The sequence below is a fragment of the Ectobacillus sp. JY-23 genome (assembly GCF_023022965.1).
Lineage (GTDB): Bacteria > Bacillota > Bacilli > Bacillales > Bacillaceae_G > Ectobacillus.
On sequence record NZ_CP095462.1, the window covers coordinates 1,462,586 to 1,482,243 of the forward strand.

21 protein-coding genes are annotated in these 19,658 nt (G+C 39.5%); 9 read left to right on the forward strand and 12 right to left on the reverse strand.

Annotated features, from left to right (window positions below; translation table 11 throughout):
• Positions 1 to 18 precede the first annotated feature (18 nt).
• Positions 19 to 387 carry an SA1362 family protein gene (locus MUG87_RS07620; protein ID WP_247086895.1) on the forward strand — a complete coding sequence of 123 codons (369 nt, stop codon included), beginning with the start codon at positions 19 to 21 and terminating at the stop codon, positions 385 to 387.
• A gap of 88 nt (positions 388 to 475) precedes the next feature.
• Here the strand turns inward: MUG87_RS07620 and MUG87_RS07625 are convergent, their stop codons facing one another.
• The 3 genes from MUG87_RS07625 to splB form a co-directional block, all read right to left on the reverse strand.
• Positions 476 to 1,984 (reverse strand): C39 family peptidase, encoded by a 1,509-nt coding sequence (locus MUG87_RS07625; RefSeq protein WP_247086896.1) that lies wholly within the window; start codon positions 1,982 to 1,984, stop codon positions 476 to 478.
• A gap of 795 nt (positions 1,985 to 2,779) precedes the next feature.
• On the reverse strand, positions 2,780 to 3,208 hold the full coding sequence (gene mntR / locus MUG87_RS07630; protein WP_247086897.1) for a transcriptional regulator MntR: 429 nt from the start codon (positions 3,206 to 3,208) through the stop codon (positions 2,780 to 2,782).
• 100 nt (positions 3,209 to 3,308) lie between these two features.
• Complete coding sequence (splB, locus tag MUG87_RS07635; protein WP_247086898.1) at positions 3,309 to 4,334, reverse strand: spore photoproduct lyase; 1,026 nt, start codon at positions 4,332 to 4,334, stop codon at positions 3,309 to 3,311.
• 188 nt (positions 4,335 to 4,522) lie between these two features.
• On the opposite strand from splB, the gene MUG87_RS07640 reads away from it, so the two are divergent.
• Positions 4,523 to 5,374: a mechanosensitive ion channel family protein gene (locus tag MUG87_RS07640; protein WP_247086899.1), complete on the forward strand. Its 852-nt coding sequence runs from the start codon at positions 4,523 to 4,525 to the stop codon at positions 5,372 to 5,374.
• A gap of 148 nt (positions 5,375 to 5,522) precedes the next feature.
• Positions 5,523 to 6,296 (forward strand): dihydrolipoyllysine-residue succinyltransferase component of 2-oxoglutarate dehydrogenase complex, encoded by a 774-nt coding sequence (locus MUG87_RS07645; RefSeq protein WP_247086900.1) that lies wholly within the window; start codon positions 5,523 to 5,525, stop codon positions 6,294 to 6,296.
• Positions 6,297 to 6,324: 28 nt separating this feature from the next.
• Here the strand turns inward: MUG87_RS07645 and MUG87_RS07650 are convergent, their stop codons facing one another.
• Positions 6,325 to 7,161, reverse strand: coding sequence for a lipoate--protein ligase family protein (locus MUG87_RS07650; RefSeq protein ID WP_247086901.1), 837 nt, complete (start codon positions 7,159 to 7,161; stop codon positions 6,325 to 6,327).
• Between the two features lie 158 nt (positions 7,162 to 7,319).
• On the opposite strand from MUG87_RS07650, the gene MUG87_RS07655 reads away from it, so the two are divergent.
• The gene (locus MUG87_RS07655; RefSeq protein ID WP_124563421.1) at positions 7,320 to 7,703 is read left to right on the forward strand and encodes a rhodanese-like domain-containing protein; all 384 of its coding nucleotides are present in this window, start codon (positions 7,320 to 7,322) and stop codon (positions 7,701 to 7,703) included.
• Positions 7,704 to 7,731: 28 nt separating this feature from the next.
• On the opposite strand, the gene MUG87_RS07660 is transcribed toward MUG87_RS07655, so the two are convergent.
• A complete protein-coding gene (locus MUG87_RS07660) occupies positions 7,732 to 8,112 on the reverse strand; it encodes a BsuPI-related putative proteinase inhibitor (RefSeq protein ID WP_247086902.1) in 381 nt (126 codons plus the stop codon).
• 394 nt (positions 8,113 to 8,506) lie between these two features.
• Here MUG87_RS07660 and MUG87_RS07665 point away from each other — a divergent pair, with 394 nt between their 5' ends.
• From MUG87_RS07665 to MUG87_RS07675, 3 genes are read left to right on the forward strand one after another with little or no spacing between them, the layout of a single operon-like run.
• Complete coding sequence (locus MUG87_RS07665) at positions 8,507 to 9,067, forward strand: TetR/AcrR family transcriptional regulator (RefSeq protein ID WP_247086903.1); 561 nt, start codon at positions 8,507 to 8,509, stop codon at positions 9,065 to 9,067.
• Between the two features lie 3 nt (positions 9,068 to 9,070).
• Positions 9,071 to 9,400, forward strand: a complete 330-nt coding sequence (locus MUG87_RS07670) for a DMT family transporter (protein WP_247086904.1) — start codon at positions 9,071 to 9,073, stop codon at positions 9,398 to 9,400.
• Position 9,401: 1 nt separating this feature from the next.
• Positions 9,402 to 9,716, forward strand: coding sequence for a DMT family transporter (locus tag MUG87_RS07675; RefSeq protein ID WP_247086905.1), 315 nt, complete (start codon positions 9,402 to 9,404; stop codon positions 9,714 to 9,716).
• Positions 9,717 to 9,850: 134 nt separating this feature from the next.
• Here MUG87_RS07675 and MUG87_RS07680 read toward each other — a convergent pair whose 3' ends face one another.
• From MUG87_RS07680 to gcvT, 4 genes are all read right to left on the reverse strand, one after another.
• On the reverse strand, positions 9,851 to 10,042 hold the full coding sequence (locus MUG87_RS07680; protein ID WP_247086906.1) for a hypothetical protein: 192 nt from the start codon (positions 10,040 to 10,042) through the stop codon (positions 9,851 to 9,853).
• Between the two features lie 151 nt (positions 10,043 to 10,193).
• Positions 10,194 to 11,651 carry an aminomethyl-transferring glycine dehydrogenase subunit GcvPB gene (gene gcvPB, locus MUG87_RS07685; protein ID WP_247086907.1) on the reverse strand — a complete coding sequence of 486 codons (1,458 nt, stop codon included), beginning with the start codon at positions 11,649 to 11,651 and terminating at the stop codon, positions 10,194 to 10,196.
• Positions 11,648 to 12,991, reverse strand: coding sequence for an aminomethyl-transferring glycine dehydrogenase subunit GcvPA (gcvPA, locus tag MUG87_RS07690; RefSeq protein ID WP_247086908.1), 1,344 nt, complete (start codon positions 12,989 to 12,991; stop codon positions 11,648 to 11,650). The genes gcvPB and gcvPA overlap by 4 nt, the downstream gene beginning before the upstream one ends.
• Positions 12,992 to 13,008: 17 nt before the next feature.
• A complete protein-coding gene (gene gcvT, locus MUG87_RS07695; protein ID WP_247086909.1) occupies positions 13,009 to 14,106 on the reverse strand; it encodes a glycine cleavage system aminomethyltransferase GcvT in 1,098 nt (365 codons plus the stop codon).
• A 234-nt stretch (positions 14,107 to 14,340) separates the two neighbouring features.
• Between gcvT and MUG87_RS07700 the strand changes: the two genes are divergently transcribed.
• Together MUG87_RS07700 and MUG87_RS07705 are read left to right on the forward strand one after the other, a co-directional pair.
• The gene (locus tag MUG87_RS07700) at positions 14,341 to 16,020 is read left to right on the forward strand and encodes a DEAD/DEAH box helicase (protein WP_247086910.1); all 1,680 of its coding nucleotides are present in this window, start codon (positions 14,341 to 14,343) and stop codon (positions 16,018 to 16,020) included.
• Positions 16,007 to 16,801, forward strand: coding sequence for a YqhG family protein (locus tag MUG87_RS07705; protein WP_247086911.1), 795 nt, complete (start codon positions 16,007 to 16,009; stop codon positions 16,799 to 16,801). The genes MUG87_RS07700 and MUG87_RS07705 overlap by 14 nt, the downstream gene beginning before the upstream one ends.
• A 276-nt stretch (positions 16,802 to 17,077) precedes the next feature.
• Here the strand turns inward: MUG87_RS07705 and MUG87_RS07710 are convergent, their stop codons facing one another.
• The 3 genes from MUG87_RS07710 to MUG87_RS07720 are packed head-to-tail and all read right to left on the reverse strand — an operon-like array spanning position 17,078 to position 19,588.
• The gene (locus tag MUG87_RS07710; RefSeq protein WP_247086912.1) at positions 17,078 to 17,905 is read right to left on the reverse strand and encodes a MetQ/NlpA family ABC transporter substrate-binding protein; all 828 of its coding nucleotides are present in this window, start codon (positions 17,903 to 17,905) and stop codon (positions 17,078 to 17,080) included.
• A gap of 14 nt (positions 17,906 to 17,919) precedes the next feature.
• Positions 17,920 to 18,585 (reverse strand): methionine ABC transporter permease, encoded by a 666-nt coding sequence (locus MUG87_RS07715; protein ID WP_247087583.1) that lies wholly within the window; start codon positions 18,583 to 18,585, stop codon positions 17,920 to 17,922.
• Complete coding sequence (locus MUG87_RS07720) at positions 18,575 to 19,588, reverse strand: methionine ABC transporter ATP-binding protein (RefSeq protein ID WP_247086913.1); 1,014 nt, start codon at positions 19,586 to 19,588, stop codon at positions 18,575 to 18,577. The genes MUG87_RS07715 and MUG87_RS07720 overlap by 11 nt, the downstream gene beginning before the upstream one ends.
• Positions 19,589 to 19,658 lie beyond the last annotated feature (70 nt).

A 19,658-nucleotide genomic window follows, 5' to 3' on the forward strand; every position in this document is an offset into this window, starting at 1 on the left:
CTTTAGGAGGTGTGTGCCGTGAGCGGCCGTTCATTTGCGCTAATTCTATTTCTGCTTGTTATTGGGCTGGCAGTATATCAGATGATTACTTCTACCATGAATGACCCAGCAGGTATGATTCAAAACGTGTTGACTATTGCTATTGTTATCGGCGCCTTCTTTTTGTTATTCAAGTTATTTGCCAGTGGCGGAAGTGCGCGCTCATCTTATAATCGTGCTGCAAAGCAATCAAAACGTAAATATGCAAAATCATCTACCGCACCACTGAAAATGCAGGATGCGCAGAAGAGAAAAAACGGCTCTATATTCAAGAAAAAACGCAAACCATCCCACCTGACTGTTATTGAAGGAAAAAAAGGTAAGAAGAAGGACCGTGCTTCATTCTAGCACGGTCCTTTTTTTGAAGACAAAAATTTCTGATGGGGCCTGTTTCTGCTGTTTCATACTCCGTTGCTGTTCGCTATATGCCGTTAAGTTACTTTGCTAAAACCGCTGTATAGCTCTCACCGTTTTTCTTGGACACATAAAACTCATACATACCAGATGGTTTGGAACGCTCCAGCCAAATGGTCGTATCAGCACTCGCCGCAATGTATTGGAATGGTCCGCTATTGTAACGATACATAATCGTGATGCCTGGCTCTTTTGTGGCATCTGGATTTCTGCTTACATCCACATGCGCTCCATTATATATCAATTTGTATTCATTGACTACGGTTCCATTTACAGTTCTTGTATTACCTGTAGGTGCAATCGTCGCATTTTCGACTTTCGGCGGGACTATGCCATCTCCTGTAATTTTGTCATGCACAATGTAGGTGATCCTTCCGGATGTTGCCCATGCCGCGTCCAACTCACTTGCTAGATATCTTCTCTCTACTTCCAAATCATTGGCAGATGCAGGATCATTGACTATAAAGTACTCTTTGCCATCCGGATCCTTCACGAATCCCTTTACCACTAAAATATGTCCAGGAGTAGAAGCGATAGGCGCACCATGGACAACCGGATACGATTTATTGATACTTTCATCGTTGCGGTATTGCACACTGATTCCGACAGGATTCCCTTTTATAATTTCCCTTTTGATATCATCCTTTGAGTTCATGTACTCTATATATGCTTCATAACCAAAGCTTCCTGCATATGCAGCGTTGAATGTCCAATTTCCATATGAATTAAATTTTGTATCATATAGATTCCACGCATTTTGTTCAGGAAGAGTAGACTCACCTTTACGGTTCAATAACATTGTCATTGTAGTTGGACTGCAAATGCTGTTTGCAATCTCTGGATCACGAATCATTTGGGAGAATTGGGGAACATCGATTACTTTATTGAGAGATGCTAGTTGTTCAGGGGCAATACCATCGTTATATACTTTTTGAATAGGGTTGGAAGAGTTGGCGATTGTTGTCGATACTAGATTCACCTTTGGTGAAACGTTTGGATTTGTGGTTTTTAACGTCAAACGGTATCTAAAGCCATCGGATTCAGACTTAGGAATCAATGTATCCACGCTCATTGTTGCCAGGCTATTAGAATTGGATTCTGATGTTCGTTCAGCAGAAGTAGTCCATGTACCCCACGAAACCCATTCCGACCACTTTCCTTTTACTCTTACTTGGCCCTCTACTTTTATACTCGTACCCTTCGGTGTGTCCGCATTCCACGACATTACCAATTCAGTAAACAAGGAAGGAGCAAGAGTCGCAGAAACATAGGTTCCTTGATTTGTATACACATTACTATTTTTCACCAGCATAATAGAGCCGTTTCCATCTTCAGTGGATATTGTATCCACAAATGCTCCCTTATCGAAATCAGTCTTTGTTGTTTGAATCCAAAGGTTGCCTTGAAGACTTTCTTCACCAACTGTGACAGGGTTTCCCTTTGTCTTTCCCGTTGTCGCACTTGCACTTGCACTTGAAGTTGTAATTCCAAGTGCCAAAACCAAACCAATCCCAACCGCTTTTTTTAACATTCTCTCTCCCCTTTTATCCATTTTTATGAAAGAAAATACATATAAATTATATACTGGGAGGACAAAGCCTGTCTAAACAGACTTTTCGACTTTTAAAGATAGCATATTCCAGAATTCGAGATTCAGGATAATGAAAGAACCATACATTTTGTCGATTCTATTATGGAGCTCTGCTATGCTGTACTTCTTGCAGATACTCCTTTTTGCTATTGACACTTCCACCCTTAAAAGGGCAAACCTGCTGATGCAGGTGGGATTCTTGCTACCAAAAGCCAAATCTATTTCTAGTATGGTAAAAAGCAAAACCGTGCTTCATTTAGCACGGTCTTTTTTAAATAACATATGGGTTACCACTTATTACAGCGCGCATATCAGGAGTAATTTGAATAGTGAAGGCTGTTGTAACTTGCACATGCTTCCCTTTTTTTCTTTAATTAATAATTCTCTCTTTTCAAAACCGTATGGATTACCACTTAAGTACTTACGTACCTCTTCTGTAATCAATTCATCCCTTCTCATTTTACCTTTATATAAAGATTATACACACTAAAATATTTAGAATAAACAGTTTTTTACAAAAAAGACTGTGTTACAAATGTTGATTATTGGCACTTGTTTAATAGGAGTGAAGGGAGTGAGAATCCTGAGAGGGAAAACGAGTCAAAGGGAGACCCGCAGACGCATAGCGCTGAGGAGTCTGCCTGACCGCCCGCGGAAAACGAAAACCCGTAACGAAAATCAATAACGAACTTTAACAGAGCAAAAAAAAGAAAGCTGTACAAACGCAGCTTCCTATTATTGATTTTGCTCTTCATTCACTTTTTGGATAGCACGTAATACCTCAATACGCGCTTTATCTTCTTCAAAAAACTGTACTAAATCACCAATGCGATCAATTGCTTCCCAGCTTAAGTGATGCTCGATCCCTTCTACATCATCATAAATCTTGGCTTCATCCAATCCAATGATACGCATAAACTGTTCTAATAATTCATGACGGTACACAAGGCGCTTGCCAATTTTTTTACCCTTTGTTGTTAAAATAAGACCTCTGTACTTTTCATAAATTAAATATTCATCTTTATCAAGCTTTTGTACCATCTTTGTAACCGAAGATGGGTGCACATTAAGCGCTTCTGCAATGTCCGAAACACGTGCATACCCTTTTTCTTCAATTAACAAATAAATTTGTTCTATATAGTCTTCCATACTCGGAGTAGGCATTGGTTTCCTCCATCCAAACGTTTTCTTCGCTTTTTTTCCGTCTCTAAGCAATCAATAAAATCATACAACAGAAACAGCGAAGTGACAAGGGAAGAAACCGTTACGTAAAGTATTGTATGTGGGCATCTGGAAAGTAAGCATTAATATACGAACGAATTGTTTGTTCTAAAAGAGCTGCTTCTTCTGTAGGATACACATACTTTCCAATACCATATCTGCCCCATTTGTATTTACGTTTTTCTTCGTCCATCTCAAGCTTTGTATTTGGATACCGCTTTTCAATCACCTTTTTCGCCGGTTTGGTAAAACGATGCTGAATCATTTCAAAAGATAAATTGGGCAAACTTATATCTTTAAGAGAAGCATGCAATCTCTCAAATAATTCTCGGTATCCTTCTTCCCAATCATCATGCATATAAATCGGAGCCACAATGAACCCAAGTGGATAACCGGCATCTGCCACCTTGCGCGCCGCTTCAATTCGGTCTTCAAACGGCGATGTACCGGGCTCAAAGTTTTTAATTACGTAACGTGAATTAATGCTAAAGCGAAATCGTGTTTTTCCATTATGCTTTGCATCGAGGAGATGATCAACATGTGAATACTTCGTAACAAACCGCAATTGTCCGTATTCAGTTTGACCAATAAATTCTATCGTTTTCTTTAAAGCATGTGTTAAGTGATCAATGCCAACAATGTCTGATGTACATGCTGCCTCAAAACGAGTTATTTCCGGAGCACGTTCATCCATATACTTTTGTGCTTGTTCAAAAATTTCATCTAAATTAACATACACACGTACGTACGGCTTGCTCCCTAATGTTGTCTGTAAGTAGCAATAATGACAATGCCCCATACAACCTGTCGCCAACGGAATTGCATATTCGGCTGATGGCTTAGACGTATCAAATTTTAAAGTTCTGCGCACACCTACAACAAGGGTTGCTTTAGCATATCGATACTTTTGCAATTCATTTTCTCCAGGCAAATCACGAATCTGATTATGTGAAGTAGTTTCTCTAATTTCAAGACCCATTGCTGTAAACTTTTCGTACAATTCTTTTCCAAGTGGATATTCTAGGGCCTGTGGCTCAAAATATACCAATTTGGGCAAAAATGGCTTCAAACGACTCACTCCCTTCGTTACTTTCTCTTTATGTAGTATAAGCGCTGCGCACTTTTTCATCAGCAACCATATCCATCAATAATTTCCATATAAAAAATCTCCTTCTTTTCACTCAAAAAACTCTTGCCAATCACTTCTTTCTTTGTAATGCTATATGATTGGAGACTATAGTAAAAGGAGGCGATTATATGCTAGAAACAATTCTTTCCTTAGACTGGAGTAAAGCAAAATCATATATCTTTTCTGTGTTGCTCGCATTTTTTATCTCCTACTTCGGATTTGCGTTAGTACGCTATTTTTTACATCAACTTTTTCAACGAACCAATCTTATTGAAGAAAAAAAAGAACAAACCATTGAAACGGTCGTAAAAAATACATCGAGATATGCAACCTTAATTATCGTGTTGCTAGTAGCCATCAAACCTTTTATTGATTTAAAGCAGTTGCTCGTGGCCGGAGGAGTTATCGGGATTATTATTGGCTTTGGCGCACAATCTGCAATTAAAGACTTTCTATATGGTTTTTTCTTTTTATTTGAAGGTCAATTGAAAAAAGGGGATTTTGTTACGATAAACAATGAGCAAGCAGGTTCTGTAGAAGATTTGGGATTTCGAGTTGTGAGCGTCCGCTTAATGGATGGAAAATTGATGACCGTGTCAAACGGAGAAGTGCGCAAAGTGGTTAATGGGAATGTGCATCATCGTCGTATTTTCGAAAGTGTGGTTGTAGGGTTTCAAGAAGACCCTACCCGTATTCGTATATTACTTGAAGAAACTTGCGAATTATTAAATGAACTGCACGATGACTATTTACTCCGCCATCCACACGGTGAAATTGTAGAGCCCTATCAGTACTGGGGCATGTCCTCACTCGATGCATGTCCATACGGATTTCGTTTTTCCATCGCAGCAACCGTACATGACGTTCACTACTTAAAAGCTGCACAAGAAACAAAATTTTTGTTGGCTAAAAAAATACACGAGGAGGGTATTATCTTACCAACCGTACAAGCGGTTTACACAAGATCCCTGCAGGGATAAATGCATTTCCAAATTTTAAAACTGTCATAAACAGCTGACAAAATAGAAAAATACAGATAGAAACAGTTGACGCATCTCTTTTCTTACCAGTATTATATTTTTTCGTGAGCACATAAAGGACGACATAAAAGACGAGAGGGGAAGCAGAATGTCATTAAAGAAAAAAACCGAAGTACGCACAGGCAAGATGGTTCGAGAACTCATGCTTGCAGACTTAGACGTCACAGCATCTCTAGTGATGGTATATAGTGAGTCGAACGTTAATAAGGAAATTAAAGTGGAAGGCTTAAATCCGAGATCTAACGAAGAACTATTCATTAGCGGAGATATAGACTGGAATAGTAGCGTTATATACAAAATTGTGGATTTCTCAGGAAAAGTTGAAGTTGGAAAAGCTATCCTAACAGAAATGAAAAAAAATAACTTATCTCTTTCCATTGAGCGGATTATGTGGAGCAAGGATAAGCAAGGCAATATTGAAACAGCGCCCGAACCTACAACACCCGAGCCTGAAGCTACACTAACTCTTGTTCCTGAAAAAGCCGAGCCTCAGCCTGTGACACAAACTGCAGAAACACATCAAAAAGCAGAAAAGATTACAGTAGCAAAGCCTGTAGAAGCAACGCAGGCTGAAGAACCACGGATGCAAACGGTGAAAAACACTTCACAAGCCATCCCCTCACAAACACCATCAGCAGAATGGCAGGAACGCTACAGCAGATTGATTGCCAAAGCAGTAAGCGTATGTCAGGATTATGAGTTGGGAATGGACGTGGATGATTCTATCTCCGACTTGAAAGGTGAGTTAGAAGCACAAGGGGTTAAAGTAGTACCTGATAAAGATATTTTAGAAACAGTAGCACAATTGCGCACATTAAAATCGAAAGGCATTGACCTTCATAAAATTTTAGATCTTGTATGATAAAAAATGAGAGGCGCTAGAGCGCCTCTCATTTTTTATAATTCCATTCTTTTGCTTCATATTTCTCTTTCATAAGTTGCTCCACTTCAGCTTTTTGTTCATTCGTTAACTCATACGTCTGCAATTCTACATGAAGCCCCTTTTCAAAACCATCGCGAAATGCTTCTTTTAATTGCTTCATCGTAAATGATTTATCTGTTAACGCATTCACAGCGACTGCTTTGGAAGAAAACATACTCTTCATTCTTTCTTTAATACGTTCATTAGGAAATAAAAATAAATCATAGAGCGTGTCTAAATCGATTTCAAGCGGGATTGAACCATGCTGCAGGATAACACCCTTTTGGCGCGTTTGCGCGCTACCAGCAATTTTTCTTCCTTCGACAACAATTTCATACCAAGAAGGCGCGTCAAAACAAACGGAAGATCGCGGATTTTTCAAATCATCTCGCTCTTGCTGTGTTTTTGGAACCGCGAAATAAGCATCCAAGCCAAGAGATTGAAATCCTTCCAAAATTCCTTGCGAAATGACTCGATAGGCTTCCGTAACCGTTTTTGGCATATCTGGATGATTTTCTGGTACAATCACGCTGTACGTCAATTCCTTATCATGAAGGACACTACGCCCTCCCGTTGGACGACGCACAAATTCAAACCCTCTTTTGGTTACTTCATCCATATTGATTTCCTTTTCGACTCTTTGAAAGTAACCAATAGACAAAGTCGGTGTTGCCCATTCATAAAATCGAACAATAGGGGGCATTTTTCGTTCACTTTGCCAATTTAATAAACACTCATCAAGTGCCATATTATAAGCAGCAGAACGAGCACCTGAATCAATATAGTACCATTTTTCTTTTTCCATAATTAACACCTCATGCTGTAGTCGTAGCTTTTCTTTCACTGTTAGTTTAACAAATCAGGTACACTTTGTGAAAAGATATAAAAATGAACCTTGTTCTTGCACAAATAGGCACGAACATTATAATATTGATGATAGATAAGATAAAGGGGGCAATTTTGGTGTCAACAAGCTTAATAATTATTTTGGGCACTGTAGTGGCGCTCGTTGCATATAGTGTGGCGATGTACTTCTATCAGAAAAAACTGATTAAAAATTTGAATGAAGAAGAGTTTCGTGCCGGTTATCGAAAAGCACAACTCATCGATATTCGTGAGCCGGATGAATATAAGGCAGGTCATATTCTCGGCGCGCGTAACATCCCGCTCTCACAACTTAGAATGCGCTACAAAGAAATTCGTGCTGATCAACCCGTTTACTTTTATTGCCAAAACGGATTGCGTACAGGACGTGCTGCACAGCTCCTTAAGAAAAAAGGCTATAAAGAGCTCTACCAGCTACAAGGCGGCTTTAAAATGTGGACAGGCAAAATTAAAGCAAAATAAACAAGGTGTCCTACATAGGACACCTTGTTTATTGTTCCTGTTTAGCTCCCCCAACCAATAGCACTTTTTGAAATATCCCTGACTTGACGCTTTCATCGTTAACCTCAATCGGTTGTAGTTCTGCCAACACCTTATAACTTTTCTCTTTAGCACCAGGTATATCGTATTTCCAAACAGCTTTCCAAACCTTTGTTTCTCCCGGTTCTAACTCTACTTTTGTAAGTGCCTGTGAAAACATTTTATCGGCAGAATATTTATAGACCTGTCGCTCTTTTGCCGAAATGATTACTTCAAATTGTTGCGAAGAAGGAAATGTCATAATTAATCGATTTTCACTTGTGTTTGTTAATATTAAGCGCACTTCTAGTTGACTACCTTGCGGCCTAGCTTCTACCTCAAATGTGTACATATCGCTCTCCTCCTTTTGTACCTCTGTTTCCAGTTTTTCCTTTGAAACTTCTCTTGTTTGCCCGTCCTTTTCCGCTCCGCATCCTACAAGACATAGCAAGAAAAGCATGAACATGACTCTAACCTTCATACCTGTCGCCACTCCCTTCTTTCTGATTTTAGACATCTATTTCTTTTCTACCCACAATCTACCATCTTTAAGCATATATGTCCACGCTATGGATATACATTCTATATAATCAAAAGTAACTCTTAAGATAACAGCCATTGAAAAAAGAAAACATAAAAGAGATTAGTTTGTTACTTATACTTCGACGATAACCTTCTGCGCTAATTTGACTTTTATAACATTTTATTTTACAGTCTAACTAACGACCGATAGGAAGGTGACAAATATGACAGCAATTCGAATTAAAGAGGCTGCTCTCATGCGCTTTTCGCGCTACGGTTATGAAGGTACTTCTCTCTCTGATATCGCTGCGGATGTAGGAATTAAAAAGCCCTCTATATACGCCCATTTTAAAGGAAAAGACGAATTATATATGGCTTGCTTAGATGGTGCCCTGGAGCAAGAAATTTCTTTTTTACAAGAGGAACTTCGTGCTGCTTCTTCCATCTCAGCATTGCACTCTTTACTGGAAACTTACAGCAAACGTTACGACGAAAACACAGAAGCGCTCTTTTGGCTACGATCATCATTTTTTTCTCCAGATCATTTACGAGAGACAATAATTAACAAAGCCAACTATTTTATTAACCTCACCCAGAGTTTTGTACGCCCTTTATTTGAAGCAGCAACTATGAGTGTATCAGTCGATGATGCCACTCGCGCATTTTTATGTTTGTTTGACGGACTGATGGTAGAGCTTCTATACGCAGGAACTGCAAATTTCCAAAATAGACTTCACTCCTCATGGTTACTGTTTGAACGAGGATTGGGGTTACAGGAGGGATAAAACATGGAATGGTTATATGTTGTTGTTGCCGGACTCATTGAAGTCATTTGGGTATTAGGACTCAAGTACGCAAATAGTGCAATGGCTTGGTTTGGTGTTAGTATTGCCATCCTTATCAGCTTTTGGCTACTTTTTAAAGCTTATAAAACGCTGCCAGTTGGAACGGTATACGCTGTTTTCACAGGAATTGGAACAGCCGGAATTGTAATAGTAGAAGCTGTGATTACTGGTGCATTTTCTATCAGTAAAATCATCTTAATTGCCATTTTATCCTTTGGTGTTATCGGCTTAAAACGCTCTGAAGGTAATATGCATGAAAAGGAAGGTGCGTAACATGGCGTGGTTCATGTTAATTTTAGCAGGACTTTGCGAAGTAGTTGGTGTTATCTTGATGAAAGTTGCCAGCGAACAAAAGAGTTGGCTACCAAAGTTAGGACTAGTACTCAGCTTCAGTATGAGCTTTCTTCTATTATCTAAAGCAATGCATCATATATCTGTTGGATCGGCATATGCAGTTTGGACAGGTATTGGTACAGGTGGAAGTGCCTTGATTGGCATCTTATTATTTAAAGAATCGCGCGAATGGAAGCGACTGTTCTATATCGGGTGTATTTTGTTTGGAGCGGTGGGGTTAAAAATAACACATTGAACACTTCCACTAACCTATTCTTCATTGTGATTTATTGGTAGTACTCTCCAAGAACGAACGCCTGTAACGGAAAGCGACAAGGAACTTGAACAGCCTCAAAATTGAAAAGCTGAACAATCGTTCAGCTTTTCACATCACTTCTCAAAGCGACGAAGCATCTCTTCTCGCATACCAAAACTTACAACTGCCAATCCTATGTACATAAATAAAAGTACATAGGAATTTACCGCTCCGTACCATCCATTATCAAAAATTAAGTACACAGTCAAAGCAGCAACCAAAATAAACGCTGTTAAAAACAAATAAAAACTCACTTTTTGATTCATACGATTCCCTCTTTTCTTACAAACTCAACGTTTAAATGTTTATTGTAACGAAACTTGTTCTATGCCACAAGTGTAAAGAAAAAATAATAAAAAACCCCCTACCAATTATGTCTGGTAGGAGGTAAGTTCGTTTATGCAAACAAAAAGCTTCTTACTTTTCAAATTTAAGAATTGGTTTACGCGCTGCCATTGTTTCATCCAAGCGTTTAATAACAGTTGTATGAGGTGCTTCTTGTACAATCTCTGGATTTTCTTCTGCTTCTTTTGCAATTTGAATCATTGCATCAATGAATGCGTCTAATGTTTCTTTTGACTCTGTTTCTGTTGGCTCAATCATGATACATTCTTCCACATTGAGTGGGAAGTAAATTGTTGGCGGGTGATACCCAAAGTCAAGCAAGCGCTTTGCAATGTCAAGCGTACGGACACCAAGCTTTTTCTGACGTCTTCCAGATAATACAAATTCATGCTTGCAGTGCTTATCAAATGGTAGATCGTAGTACGGAGCCAGACGTCGCATCATATAGTTTGCATTTAGAACGGCTTCTTCTGTTACTCGTTTTAATCCATCAGGTCCCATGGAACGGATATACGTATATGCACGTACGTTAATGCCGAAGTTTCCGTAATATGGTTTTACACGCCCGATCGATTGCGGACGATCATAGTTGAAACGGTAGCCTTCTGATGTCTTTTCTAGAATTGGTTTTGGCAAATATGGAATTAAGTCCGCTTTTACGCCAACTGGGCCTGAACCCGGACCACCGCCACCATGAGGACCTGTGAACGTTTTGTGCAAATTCAAGTGCACTACATCAAAGCCCATATCACCCGGACGTGCTTTACTTAATACAGCATTTAAGTTTGCTCCATCATAATACAGTTTACCGCCCGCCTCATGGACGATTTCTGCCATTTCTAAAATATGCTCCTCAAATAAACCGAGTGTGTTAGGATTTGTCAACATAAGTGCAGCTGTATGTTCATCCACAACTCGTTTTAAGTCTTCAAGATCAACAAGTCCAGCTTCGTTAGATTTTACAGTGATTGTTTCAAATCCAGCTACCGTTGCAGAGGCTGGATTCGTACCATGCGCAGAATCTGGTACAATAACCTTTGTACGTTTAAAATCTTGACGTGCCTCATGATAAGCTCGAATGAGCATTAAGCCTGTCCATTCACCATGCGCGCCGGCAGCAGGCTGAAGTGTCACTTCATCCATGCCTGTGATTTCTTTTAAATGTTCTTGTAAATCGTACATTAATTCTAGTGCGCCTTGCACGGTACTTTCATCTTGCAGCGGATGAATATAGGAAAACCCAGGAAAGCGAGCTACATTCTCATTAATTTTCGGGTTGTATTTCATGGTACAAGAACCCAACGGATAAAAACCGGAATCAACACCGTGATTACGGCGCGATAATGCTGTATAGTGACGCATAATATCTAATTCTGATACTTCCGGAAGCTCTGGCTCCTCCTGGCGAATATAGGCGCTGTCAAAAATCTCGCTAAGGTCCACCATTTCTACATCAAGTTCAGGCAAGCTATAGCCAATGCGTCCCGGTTGGCTGATTTCAAAAATGAGCGGTTGGTCTTGATTTGTCATTGCTGATCCCCCATTTCCTTCACAAGTGCATCGATCTCTTCTTTTGTACGAAGTTCTGTTACTGCAAGAAGCATATGATTACGCAGTTCAGGGTAGTATGTACCCAGGTCATAACCGCCAATGATTTCTTTTTGAAGAAGAGCTTTATTCACATCGACTACCGGACGCTTGCAATCTACTACAAACTCATTAAAGAACGGTCCTGTAAATGTCACTGTAAAGCCATTTTCCTCAAATTTCTTTTTGGCATACTGCGCTTTTGCAATATTCTGGATGGCAATGTCTTTTATACCTTTTTTGCCAAGTGCAGTCATTGCTACAGAGGCAGCCAATGCATTTAATGCCTGATTGGAACAGATATTGGATGTTGCTTTATCACGACGAATATGCTGTTCACGTGCTTGCAACGTAAGTACAAAGCCACGGCGCCCTTCCGAATCCTTTGTTTGCCCTACCAAGCGTCCTGGGATTTTACGCATAAGTGCTTTTGTTGTAGCAAAATAGCCGCAATGCGGTCCGCCAAACTGAGAAGGAATACCAAATGGCTGTGCATCTCCAGCCACGATGTCTGCACCAAATTTTCCTGGCGGTGTTAATGCCCCAAGTGCCAACGGATTGGCAGATACAACAAACAAGCCTTTATATTGATGTGCAATCGTCTCAATCTCTTGTAACTTTTCGACTTGGCCAAAGAAGTTTGGATACTGTACAACAACACAAGCCACTTGCTCATCCATTTCCTGCTTCAGCGCATCAATATTCGTTACACCATCTTTATATGGAATTTCAACCACTTGTAGATTTTGGCCCATTGCATAAGTTTGTAACACATCTCTTGTTTCCGGATGAACTGCTTGAGAAACAAGAATTTTCTTTTGCTTTGTATGTCCGGCAGCCAACATCGCTGCTTCTGCTAAAGCCGTTCCACCATCGTACATGGATGAGTTTGCTACGTCCATTCCCGTTAATTCACAAATCATAGTTTGAAATTCAAAAATGGCTTGTAGCTCGCCCTGTGAAATTTCCGGCTGATATGGCGTATATGCTGTATAAAATTCTGAACGTGAAATAACATGATCTACAATAACCGGAACATAGTGATCATATACACCTGCTCCTAAAAAGGATGCATACTCCTTTAAATTGGCGTTTTTAGCTGCCATTTTAGAGAGTTCCTTCATTAACTGCGGCTCAGATTTAGCAGCCTTGATATTAAGCTCTCCTTGAAACCTTACGCGCTCAGGAATGTCTGCAAACAATTCCTCGACTGTTTCAACACCAATCGTGCGTAACATCTCCTGTTTATTTTCTTCTGTCATTGGAAGATAGCGATGCAACATCAAAATTCCCCTCTCTGTTACTTAGAACGCTTATAGAATGGTGTTGGTACAACAACTGCCTTAGCAAGCTTTCCGCGGATTTGTACCTCTACTTCTGTACCTAACTCTGTATATTCTAGCTCAAGCAATGCAAGACCAATATTTCTTTTGCTGCCTGGTGATTGCGTACCGCTCGTTACTTCCCCGATTTTAACGCCGCTTTTGAACACTTCATAGTGACTGCGCGGAATACCGCGGTCAAGCATCTCAATACCTACTAACTTGCGTTTCGTACCATTTTCTTTTTGGGCCTTTAACACAGCTTTGCCGATGAAATCAGCTTCTTTATTTGGCTTTACTGCAAAGCCAATTCCCGCTTCAATTGGCGTAATATCTTTTGTCAACTCTTGACCATATAAAGGTAGCGTTGCTTCAAATCGCAGTGTATCACGCGCACCCAATCCGCAGGGCTGTAAGCCTTCTTCTCGTCCAACTTCTAGTATACTATCCCATAGCTGAGCTGCATCTTCGCTTTTGCAATAGATTTCAAAGCCATCTTCTCCTGTATAGCCCGTACGAGATACAAGAGCAGGAATACCTTTGATCTCCACATTATCTTTAAATTTAAAAAATTTAATTTCTGTCAAATCTTGTTCTGTAAGCTTTTGTAAAATAGATTCTGCTTTTGGTCCTTGCAGAGCCAATTGCGCAATTTCTTCGGAAACATTTGTTACTGTTACATCTCCCTGTACATGTGAAACAAGCCAATCATAATCTTTTACAAGATTCGCAGCATTCACAACCAACAAGTAATCATGATCTGCTTTTTTGTAAACCAATAGATCATCTACTGTACCGCCGTCTTCATAACACATTGCTGTATATTGCGCACCACCATCTTTTAAGAGTGCGATATCATTTGTCAGCATACGTTGTAAATAGACCAAGCTGTCAGTTCCTTTTACTTCAATTTCTCCCATGTGAGATACGTCAAAAAGTCCTGCGGCCGTTCGAACGGCTTCATGCTCCTCTTTAATGCTTGAAAATTGAACGGGCAAATCCCAACCGCCAAAGTCGATTGTTTTTGCGCCGTACTTAGCATACACGTCAAACAGCGGTGTACGTTGTAAAGTCATCCTTTGTTCCCCCTTATCGCAAACTGGCAAACAACTAAACATTTTTGCACAAAACCTATTGGATATACGGAATCTTCCTAAGTTTTTTCATGAAAACGTAAATAAAAGTTGTTATTTACGGATAAAATACGAAAGATTCCATATATGACTCATCATTATCCTAACATTTTTCTTTCTATTTCATCAATATTCTAGCAAAAAAAATAATTTCGAATTGGTAGAGGGCGTGAATATATGAACGTGACAATCACAACGGATTCATCTTGGTACGACGAATTTCTGCAGCGCGTAATGGAAGATGGTCCTTGGACAAATTGGGAGTTATATAATTTGGCTTATGAAACGGAAAAGCAACTTCTTATTCCTTCTTTCGAAGGCTTACAGGCTCCGTCTTTTTTACCTGAGCTCACCATTTTACCGCATCAATTTGAAGTTGCACGTACTGTACTTGAAGAAATGAACGGAAAAGCAATCTTGGCTGATGAGGTGGGTCTTGGCAAAACCATTGAAGCCGGACTTATTTTAAAAGAATATATGATTCGTGGCCTTGTAAAAAAAGTATTGATACTTGTACCCGCTTCTTTAGTATCTCAATGGGCTTATGAATTGAATACAAAGTTTCACATCCCGGCGGTAGCTCAGAAAAAAAGCTATTCGTGGGAGCAAGTAGATGTTATTGTGTCCTCTATTGATACCGCCAAACGAGCGCCGCACCGAGATATCGTACTGGGCCAGGAATACGATTTAATCATTATTGATGAAGCGCATAAGTTAAAAAACAATAAAACAAAAAACTATGAATTTGCACAGCTTTTAAAGAAACGATTTTGCTTATTGTTAACCGCAACACCTGTACAAAACAAAATCGAAGAAATTTTTAATCTTGTTTCATTACTAAAGCCCGGTCATTTAGGTAATCAGTCGAACTTTGACGAATATTATGCTTCTAAAAATAGGACACTCGAAACCGATCAGCATTTAAAAGAACTAATAAACGGTGTTATGGTACGCAATCGGCGCAACGACACTGGCATTGAATGGCCAAAGCGCCATGTATACACCGAATTTGTGGAATTTAATAATGAAGAGCGCGCATTATACACAGCCATCGAAAATTGGAAAGGAAATGCCTATTCTTCAGCTTTTTCCGCGTTAACATTAAAGCGAGAAGCATGCAGTAGCAGAGAAGCCGTGTATTTTTCCTTACAAAAGCTAGTAGAAAAACGTACTAAAGAAGACCCAGCTTATGAAGTCGATCCTTACATTCACCTATTAATGAACCACGTTAATAGCATTCCTTTTAATTCAAAAGCAAAGCGGATTTTAGAAATCATTAGAGAGATTGACGATAAAGTGGTCATTTTTACGGAATACCGAGCTTCACAAATGTACTTACAATGGTTCTTAAAGCAAAATGGCATTTCTTCCGTCCCATTCCGCGGGGGATTTAAGCGTGGAAAAAAAGATTGGATGAAAGAGCTCTTCCAAAACCATGCACAAGTATTAATCGCTACAGAAGCCGGTGGAGAAGGTATCAATCTCCAGTTTTGTAACTATATGATTAATTATGATTTACCCTGGAACCCAATGCGTCTTGAACAGCGCATCGGCCGTATTCATCGCCTTGGTCAACAAAATGATGTTCATATTTACAATATGGCGACAAAGCATACGGTCGAAGAGCATATTTTAAAACTTTTGTATGAAAAAATTGATTTATTTGAGCGTGTGATTGGTGAATTAGATGAAATCTTGACACGTATTGATATGAAAAATATTGAAGATCACATTCAAGACATTTTTGCCCATGCCAAAAGCGATGGAGAAATTCGCATTAAAATGGATAATTTGACATCTATTATTGACTTTGCCCGACGTCACGATACAGGAGTTGATCGCTATGCAGCAACATGAAATTCATCACTACTTACATCGTTTTTTTACTGCTAACCACTGTGAAGTTCTCGCGCAAACAGATTATCATCTAGATGTGCAGCTTACAATTGAAATGGACAAACTGCTCATGAACAGACCGTTTTATTGGCATTATTTAGAGAAAACCGGAGGCGTACCAAATCCAATGCGCCTTACATTTATCACAGATCAAAATAAAGCTCCCGAAGATTTGAAGGGCGAACCTATTCACTATGGCTCGCCTCGTTTACATCAAATTTTTGGCGTGTCACGAAATCTAGGCTCTTATATACGTATGTATGAACGTGTACACGCACAAGGGCAACAAACGCCTCTACATCCATGGCTTGGTGTAAATATAAAGGTCTCGTATCAATGTGATAGAAAAAAAGATACGCTGTATTCACTCGGTCTTCATCTGTTAACAGGAACGATGGTGAACAATTTTCATGAAACATTGCAGCAGGTTCCGCTTACACCGAAAATCCCTGACTTTTGCTTTACACTCAGTCCCATCATTAAGCCACAAAGCGGCATAAAACGGGTGGAAGAGGCTTTAAAATCAATCATCTCCCAGGAAGATCACACGTGGGCAACTGAAGCTAGAAAGCGTTGGAACCACGATTTACAGCTACTTCACAAGTTTTATGAGGATAAGGAAGAGCTACCCGATAGCTTTGAAGTAGAAAAACAAGCGCTCAAAGAACAGTACGAGCCGCAAATCGTTATGCAAGTGATTAATGCAGGGTTATTTTATTTATCACCTCGGTACATACAGTAGCGTCTTAGTATGGCGCTACTTAGCATGCCTGTAGCACAGGCATTGCTTTTTCATTTATAAGCCCTATCACATGGGTGAACTTATTTAGAAGGGCAGATGCATCATATAATTTCTCAATTGGGATAAAGACGTTTTCAGAGGATTGTGCTCTAAAAATTGTCGCTGCAAACTTTCAAGTCCCCTTTGTGGCATACGATTAGTACATCCGTAACTTCCATTCCACCTTCATCACCTCTATCTATAGTAAAAGCAGCGCTTCAAAGGCGCTGCTCTCCACTACTTACGATTTACCATCCACTCCGGTTTCCCAAAGCCTTTGAACTCTTTATCAATGATTGCGTCAAATTCTTTAGACTCAACAGCCTCTTTTAAATCCTTAGCAACTGCTTTTTCTAAATCTTTCGTATTAACCACCACTCGATTGCGATATAAATCAGGCATTTTTTCCAATTGAATAGCATCCAATAAATTCATTTTAGCTGCCAATGCAAAGTTGCCTGGAACAGCTGCTAAATCAACACTTTCTACAGCTCTTGGCAATTGTGCAGCTTCAATCGGTTGGAATTTTAAGCTCTTTTTGTTTTCTGTTACATCTTTTTCAGATGCCTTTAACGGATCTACAGACGCATTCAGTTTAATAATTCCCTCACTCTGTAGCATCGTTAATGTACGTGCTGCATTAACAGGATCATTAGGAATGGCGATGGTACTGCCATCCTTTACTTCTTTCCATGACTTAAATTTTTTTGAGTATACGCCCATTGGTGCAGTCGGTACAACAATTACTTCTGATAACTGCATATTATTTTGTTTCGCAAATGTTTCCATATATATTTTGTGTTGAAATAAGTTTGCATCAATACTACCTTCTGCCAACGCTTTATTGGGTTGAATATAGTCACTAAACTCCACAACCTCCACTTTGTAACCCTTTTTCTCAAGCTGCGGTTTAATTGCTTTTGTTACCATATCACTATACGGTCCCGCTGTTGCACCAATTTTTATCGTTTTGGATGTTCCTGCTTCTTTCGTTGTTGTTTCTCCTCCACATGCAGCTAAAATCCCTACTAGGAATACCCAAAATATCATCATATATTTTTTCATTGTGTATCTCTCCTTTATCTCTTATCTAGTATTTTCGCTAAACGATCGCCACCAATTTGAATAATTTGTACCAAGCAAATCAGTATAATGATTGTTGTAATCATAATTGCATTATCATAGCGGTAATAACCAAAGCGAATAGCCAAATCACCCACACCACCACCACCAACAATACCTGCCATTGCGGAGTATGCGACCAAGCTGATAGTTGTTAGTGTCACACCCTGTAAAATCCCAGGGCGCGCTTCCGGTAGCAGCACATCTTTAATAATCATCCACGGTGTTGCCCCCGCAGCAACAGCAGCCTCAATGACACCCTTATCAATCTCTCGCAATGCCGTTTCTACGATCCGAGCAAAAAACGGAATGGCAGCAGCAGACAAGGAAACAGAAGCAGCTGTCGGACCAATTGTCGTTCCTGTGATTAACTTCGTTAATGGCAAGAGTGCTACAAGCAAAATAATAAAGGGGACTGATCGAACCATATTAACGACAAAACCTACCACATTTTTGACAGGAATGTTTTCTAAAAATAAGCCTCGATCTGTCACAAATAACAAAACGCCTAGTGGCAATCCCACAATGATGGCTACAACCAATGAAATGCTAACCATATACAACGTTTGGAAAAATGCTTTATTTAAATCTGGTAAAATTTCTATTAAGCTATCAAGCGGCATCATACATTACCTCCAATCGCTTCGTTTTAGCTGTAATATAAGCAATTGCTTGCCTTACTTCTGAAGCATCGCCAATTAACTCCATCACAAAAATACCAAGTGGTGTTTCTTGTATATATTCAATTTTCCCGTGCAAAATATTTCCTTGCACACGAAACTTCTGAAACACATCTGATACAACCGATTCTTCTGCAATTGAGCCTTGAAATTGGATTTTAATGATGGTGCCTTTGCAATGTTCTAATACTCGCTTTGGTATCTCAAACTGTAATACACTGTCAATGAATTGCTGTGTCAATTCTTCACGCGGATTCGCAAATAATTCATATACAGACCCTTCTTCTATGATTTTTCCATCTTGCATCACAGCCATTCGATCACATATCTCTTTAACAACATCCATCTCATGTGTAATCAGAACAATCGTAATACCTAACTCACGATTAATATCCTTTAGTAGGCGTAAAATACTTTTGGTTGTTTTTGGATCAAGCGCTGATGTAGCTTCATCACACAGTAAAACAGATGGATCATTAGCAAGCGCTCTTGCAATACCCACACGTTGCTTTTGACCGCCGCTAAGCTGTGCTGGATATACGTCCTTCTTATCTGCTAAGCCTACCAAATGAAGCAATTCAGTTACTTTTTTCTCAATTTCTTGTTTGCTTTTTCCTGCAGCCTTTAGAGAAAACGAAATATTATCATAAACCGTTTTCGAGCTGATAAGATGAAAATGCTGAAAAATCATTCCTATTTTAAGCCGTGCTTGTCGCAACTGGTTTTTATGTAGGGCTGTTAAATCAACTCCATCTATCAGTACCTGTCCAGCACTAGGGCGTTCTAACAGGTTTAAACAACGCAGCAATGAGCTTTTTCCCGCGCCGCTATAACCGACAATGCCAAAAATTTCACCGCTGTGAATTTGTAAAGAAACACGATCTACTCCTATTACAGTTCCTTTTTTCGTCTGATACTCTTTTGTAAGATTACGTATCTCAATCACATCTTGTCCCCCTTTAACACAATAAAAAAAGTCTCTTTCATTCGAAAGAGACATCGTCAACTATAGTCGC

What these genes read in the sequence shown, in the direction of transcription:
- MUG87_RS07625 (WP_247086896.1), bottom strand. Translation starts at nt 1,984, where the DNA reads ATGTTAAAAAAAGCGGTTGGGATTGGTTTGGTTTTGGCACTTGGAATT.
- mntR (WP_247086897.1), bottom strand. Translation starts at nt 3,208, where the DNA reads ATGCCTACTCCGAGTATGGAAGACTATATAGAACAAATTTATTTGTTA.
- MUG87_RS07640 (WP_247086899.1), top strand. Translation starts at nt 4,523, where the DNA reads ATGCTAGAAACAATTCTTTCCTTAGACTGGAGTAAAGCAAAATCATAT.
- MUG87_RS07645 (WP_247086900.1), top strand. Translation starts at nt 5,523, where the DNA reads ATGTCATTAAAGAAAAAAACCGAAGTACGCACAGGCAAGATGGTTCGA.
- MUG87_RS07650 (WP_247086901.1), bottom strand. Translation starts at nt 7,161, where the DNA reads ATGGAAAAAGAAAAATGGTACTATATTGATTCAGGTGCTCGTTCTGCT.
- MUG87_RS07660 (WP_247086902.1), bottom strand. Translation starts at nt 8,112, where the DNA reads ATGTACACATTTGAGGTAGAAGCTAGGCCGCAAGGTAGTCAACTAGAA.
- MUG87_RS07665 (WP_247086903.1), top strand. Translation starts at nt 8,507, where the DNA reads ATGACAGCAATTCGAATTAAAGAGGCTGCTCTCATGCGCTTTTCGCGC.
- MUG87_RS07670 (WP_247086904.1), top strand. Translation starts at nt 9,071, where the DNA reads ATGGAATGGTTATATGTTGTTGTTGCCGGACTCATTGAAGTCATTTGG.
- MUG87_RS07675 (WP_247086905.1), top strand. Translation starts at nt 9,402, where the DNA reads ATGGCGTGGTTCATGTTAATTTTAGCAGGACTTTGCGAAGTAGTTGGT.
- MUG87_RS07680 (WP_247086906.1), bottom strand. Translation starts at nt 10,042, where the DNA reads ATGAATCAAAAAGTGAGTTTTTATTTGTTTTTAACAGCGTTTATTTTG.
- gcvPB (WP_247086907.1), bottom strand. Translation starts at nt 11,651, where the DNA reads ATGACAAATCAAGACCAACCGCTCATTTTTGAAATCAGCCAACCGGGA.
- gcvPA (WP_247086908.1), bottom strand. Translation starts at nt 12,991, where the DNA reads ATGTTGCATCGCTATCTTCCAATGACAGAAGAAAATAAACAGGAGATG.
- gcvT (WP_247086909.1), bottom strand. Translation starts at nt 14,106, where the DNA reads ATGACTTTACAACGTACACCGCTGTTTGACGTGTATGCTAAGTACGGC.
- MUG87_RS07700 (WP_247086910.1), top strand. Translation starts at nt 14,341, where the DNA reads ATGAACGTGACAATCACAACGGATTCATCTTGGTACGACGAATTTCTG.
- MUG87_RS07705 (WP_247086911.1), top strand. Translation starts at nt 16,007, where the DNA reads ATGCAGCAACATGAAATTCATCACTACTTACATCGTTTTTTTACTGCT.
- MUG87_RS07710 (WP_247086912.1), bottom strand. Translation starts at nt 17,905, where the DNA reads ATGAAAAAATATATGATGATATTTTGGGTATTCCTAGTAGGGATTTTA.
- MUG87_RS07715 (WP_247087583.1), bottom strand. Translation starts at nt 18,585, where the DNA reads ATGCCGCTTGATAGCTTAATAGAAATTTTACCAGATTTAAATAAAGCA.